This is a genomic window from Mesotoga sp. (assembly GCF_035363035.1).
Classification (GTDB): domain Bacteria; phylum Thermotogota; class Thermotogae; order Petrotogales; family Kosmotogaceae; genus Mesotoga.
Genome location: NZ_DAOSEH010000100.1, coordinates 1,322 through 6,786, shown reverse-complemented (window position 1 = coordinate 6,786; position 5,465 = coordinate 1,322). Strand labels below are relative to the sequence as shown.

Annotated in this window: 2 protein-coding genes; both read left to right on the top strand. The window is 48.4% G+C overall.

Going from position 1 to position 5,465, the window contains the following annotated elements:
- The first annotated feature begins 75 nt into the window (after positions 1 to 75).
- Positions 76 to 4,668 (top strand): InlB B-repeat-containing protein, encoded by a 4,593-nt coding sequence (locus tag PKX57_RS10755; protein WP_472417255.1) that lies wholly within the window; start codon positions 76 to 78, stop codon positions 4,666 to 4,668.
- A gap of 162 nt (positions 4,669 to 4,830) precedes the next feature.
- On the top strand, positions 4,831 to 5,465 hold a 635-nt coding region (locus tag PKX57_RS10750), incomplete at its 3' end, for an Ig-like domain-containing protein (protein ID WP_472417253.1).

Here is a 5,465-nt window from a genome sequence, read left to right as displayed (position 1 = left end):
GGCAAGGCCGAATCAAGATTCTTCGCGAACATTGGGACAGGCGAAGTGACACTCTTAGTTAGAGACTCCAGGGGTGTGGAGCTTCTAAAGAAGACAGTTACGCTTGAAGAAACAAAGTCAACATTCGACATGGCAGCAGTGGAAGACAAGACGGGAATCTATGTACTCATAGACGGAGATCTTATCTTCTACTCTCTCGAATGCCTTGAGAACATGACATTCGCAGAGAAGGTCGAGCTGCTCATTGAAGTAATACTTGTGAACGATTCTTATGTTGTAATTCAATCGGGAGAAGATGCGTGGATCTGGGACTTCGCAACATATCCAAACAATCCGAAGTATGACCTGACACAGGACACGCTGGATATGCTCGGACTCCCGAACTACGCGCTTGCAATCTGTGAAGGCGGTTTCTTCAACATACTCAACGGGAAGTCGCTGTATATCCTTGACCTGACGGTAGTTGGAGACGGTGAAGTAACAGTCGATCCTGAAGAGCTGCTGTATGAAGAGGGGACGGAAGTCTCGCTGACAGCGCTGGCGGGAACCGGCTGGTACTTTGGTGGCTGGACGGGAGACCTGGAAAGCTCCGACCCTGAAGAGACAATCGTGATGGATGATGACAAAGCGATTACGGCAAACTTTGTCGAGGAATCCTCTCCATACATTGTGGGTTACAGCTACGAACCCGATCCGGTGTGTGAAGGCACGGGCTTCGAAATAACGGTAGAAGTGCAGAACGCAGAAGTAGTGGAGATAACATTTGAAGGCGAAACAGTGGTAGCCGAAAAGAACGGCGACATTTACACGGCGTCGTTCACAGCTCCGATGGTATCACTGAACACCTTCAAGCCGCTGGCGATAAAGGCAACAAACGTTACGAAATCTGTGACAAAGAACTACGCAGAAGGTATATATGTACTCAACAGTGAAGGAGCAATCGAAATTCTAAACTTCTGGTACGAAGAATTCGATTGCGACGACACTGGGACATATCTGTACATAAAGACTTGCTGCAACCCGGACCCTGTATATTTCGACATACTTGTAGAGGGTCCATTCGAAACAGTACCGGAGTTTGTAAGCAAGGAACTTATACCGGGAGAATGCGAATATATAATCACCTTCTGGTGGGAATTCGGAACAGTAGCCTGCGCTGACGCGACATTGACGGCGGTAGTAAAAGACTACTGTGGGAACACTGACGAATGGCCACTTGTGATAGAAGACATAAACGGACTAACAAATGACGATGTAATCTTCATAGGATTCGATCCAGAAGAAGTGCCGTGCGACGCTACGACACTGACCTTCCCGGTGAAGATCAACTACTTCGACATACTTAACGTAACGAAGGTAGAGCTATACGCCTGCTGGGGAACTGTAGATGAGAGATTCGCGAAAGAAGCCGAACTACTGACGACGGGCGAGGCCACGGTAACATACAACTTCCCGGGTCAGGACTGTGAAGAGATGTGCGTAACGGTCAAAGTATGGGCGGAAGATTGTGGAGAATGCGAACTCTTCTACGAACTGTGCTACATTTTCGACATTGACAATGTCCCTCCGGAAGACCTTGACGGGGAACACGTAGATGTTGAATGCAACAAAGCGTCCACTAAAGTGACCTGGGACTTTGACGACAACTGCTTCTATGGAACCACAATAGCCGTAACCCACGGAAACCTATTCCACTATGAAGAAATTGGAGACATTTGGGTTAACAAGGGACAGTTCGTCGAGGGACTGGGTTCCGAAGATTATGGTTACTGGGAATGGAGATTCCCCAATATCGAATGTGAAGACATCACAATAACGATAACCGGAGAAGACGACTGCGGGAACACAACGACCTGGACAGAGACCTTCTTTGTGGACAACGTGGCTCCTGTGGTTGAATTCGATCTTGGAGAAGATATCTGCAGCCCGACAGCGACCTCGCTGGTATTCAGCTGGACGATATCCGATTGCCAGGAAGCGACCTTCACCGGAATCGAAGCCCACTTCAGATGCGTCTTTGATGACACATTCACCGAGACCGGCTATTGTGGTCCGAAGGTTGATTACGAACTCAGTGAAGACGGACTGAGCGGCACGGCGACACTGACCTGGGATCCCGTTGACTGCTGCGAACTTGTAGTGACAGTCAATGCGACCGACGCTTGCGGGAACGAAGGATACTACACCGATTCCATATCAGTGGACAACCTGGCGCCGGTAATAGTAGCTTTTGGAGTGGACGAAGAAGAATGCGTAACTGGCAGATCAGTCGAAATCTACTACGGAGTTGAAGAGAACTGTCTCGATTACGTGATGATAAACGTATCCAAGGGCTGTCTCGACCGTGGAATTGATTGCTTCACGTGGATATGCGAAAGCGACTGCCGGTCCGGAGAAGTACTGTGGAAACTGCCGGAGATAGACTGTGAAGTACTCACCTACACGATAACCGCAGTTGACTATTGCGGACACACAACGACGAAAGAAGCGACGGTTCTTGTTGACAACATGGCGCCTTCGATAGAGCTGGACATACTCGAACCGGATCACTGCGCTACATTCACGACATTCAACTGGGACGTAACAGACAACTGCATCGAAAAAGTAATTCTCGAGGTTAGCTATGGAACGACGCTAGACGCGACGCCTTTGGTTTACACGCAGGTATTGGATGGAAATGGCGGGGTACTTGTCGGGCCTACTGGAAATGCGACATGGACATTCGAGGATCTTGATTGTGTGGATATAACGCTCACAATAATCGCTATCGACAGCTGTGAAAACGAGACGGTAGCGACGGCGACCTACAACATAGACAACGTAAGGCCCAAGATCCTATCCTGGGAATTCGACATGGAACCGGTGCCGGATCTGGAGAAATTGTGCGACGTCGTGTACAACTCGCCGACCACACTTCTCACATGGGAAGCAACCGATGGATGCCCTGAAGACTTCGTGATAGAAGTGACAGCCGGATTTATTGAACACTGGGAAGACGTAGACCCCGATCCGAATGTAACCAACATGCAGTGGGTATCTTACGGACAGAAGCCCAAAGCTCCATGGAAGAACGATGAGGATGGCCAGGGTAATTCTAACTGGAGATGGAACATATCCGGACTTGACTGCCAGATGGCGGAAATAACCTTCACGGCATGGGATGCATGTGGAGAGACATCCGACGGGACAGAGATCAAGATAGACACACTGGCCCCGGACGTTTCACTTGAGGTTGAACCATACGAGCCATGTGAAGCCGAATGTGTAACGCTCACCTGGGAGATAACAAGCGAAGACTGTCTGGTATGCAACGATAACTGCATTGAATGGTGGGTAGGAACGATAGAAGCTAATATCGGAACAATCGACGGACAAGCGAAGAAGCAAATCTCCGTACCGTGTGATTGTTCGCTGCCCATAAGCGGTACGGTAACATGGTGCTTTGGAGAAATCGATTGCGGAACGACACTGGTGGCCACATTCACGGCCTGGGACGCAGCCGGCAACAAGGTCGAAGCAGCAGTCGTAATAGGTGACATAGACACAAAACCGCCGGTGATAAGCGACTTCTCGTTTGGAGATGTGAAATACGATATAAACGAAGATCCTTACCTGGAATTAAGCTGGGAAGCGACGGACAACTGCTTCAACATAGCATCTATCTGGGTAAGCCAGGGAAGTCTGGAAGCCACGGTCACTGAGTCTGAAACTGATTCGTTTGACTTTGACCTTCAGGCCGGAGACTTCTTCGTGCCGGACGAGTTCACAGACCAGTACATAAGTAAAAAGTGGAAGAACACGCTTTACTGGTTCCTGGATGATCCCGAAGCTCCTGGAACAGCCTGGATCGCAGTTCAGGATGTATGCTGCAACGAGGCTACGGCCACGGTTTCTTTCGAAGGGTTCTTCAATCTGGATGTTACCTGGGAAGGTGAAGGTTGGGCCGGTAATGGCGGAGCCAATATTGAGAAAGGTACAATAGTCGAACTGACAGCCGAAGCGTCGCCATGCTGGGAATTCGTGGAATGGCAGATCAGCGATCCAAGCGGCAACTCGACAAGTTCTGATAATCCTCTATATTACACTATCGTCGGGAATGCCACCATCAAGGCCGTTTTTGAACTTCTGTACTTCGATGTAACGATATCCAGCGATCCTACGGCTGGTGGTTCGGTAACCGACCTCAGTGGAAATTATGCCTGTGGAACAGAGTTGACTGTTACCGCCACACCGGACAGCTGCTACAACTTCGACGGATGGTTCGTGGACGAGACTCTTGTAAGCACGAACACAGAGTATACGTTCACAGTTACAGAGGATGTCGATATCGAAGCACGATTCACGATCAAGAGTTATGATGTAGTTTTCGTACGTAGTCATTCAGGTACAGCATTAACTCAAAACCCAGATATACGCCTTGATGGAGTAAGGGTTTTCGACGGAGGAGTTGCTGATGCCATACGTTACTCAACAACAACAAGTGATGTGGTTTATTGTAGTAGCCATACACTTGAGGCCGTTGAGCGAACCAACGTTTTTCAGACGCCAGATAGAATATTCGTTACCTGGACTCTTGAAGGCGGTGTGTCCACTTCAGATCCTCTGACGAACAAAAATATAAGCATCGAGCTCACTGGTGACGCCACAATAACTGCGACTTTTCAGTAGCACAGTTAATTTTGTTAGTTCTGATTCACAGCGGGGAGAAATCCCCGCTGTTTCTTCTACTACCAACTCTGAAACTCCATATGAACAACCTTTTCACTGCCATGATAAAATACTGTATGGAGAGCTGCGAAAATATCCTTTGCTGGAAAGGGGCAGATTCATATGAAAAGAGCTATCCGAATTTTCCTGGCATTTTCCCTTCTCATGATGCTGGTTCAGGGTTGTGTGCTCAAAGTGGTAAAACTGAATATCCAAACAGACTCTCTTCAGATAGCTGTCGGAGAATCTATTCTTATTGCTTATACAGTCGATCCTGCAGATTCAAAAGTTTCTTTTTCAACTAATAACGATTCTATCGCGACTGTCTCTTCGGAGGGATTAGTCACCGCTGTTGCACAGGGCACAACCTCTATAACAGTCGAGGCTACCAGAGACGGGTTCAAGAAGGCTCGGGGAACAGTAAATGTTACCGTGCTTCCAGCTCCGTTGTATGTCATAACCTTCAATGTTCATGATATTCAGGGTGCGGTTCAGGGAGCCTCAATAGTTTTTAACTCCCAAGCAAAGATGACAGATGCTGACGGTAAGGCAGTATTTTCGGATGTTCCACCGGGAAACAAGACATATACCGTAAGCAAAGAGGGGTACCATGACATCACCGGAGATATCAACGTGGATGGCAACAAACAGGTAGATGTCTCTCTTTCCAGGAAGAGTTACTTGCTCACTACGAACACAATCGGTCAGGGCACTATCGTGAAAAGCCCGGACAAAACGTCTTATCTGCACGGTGAAGT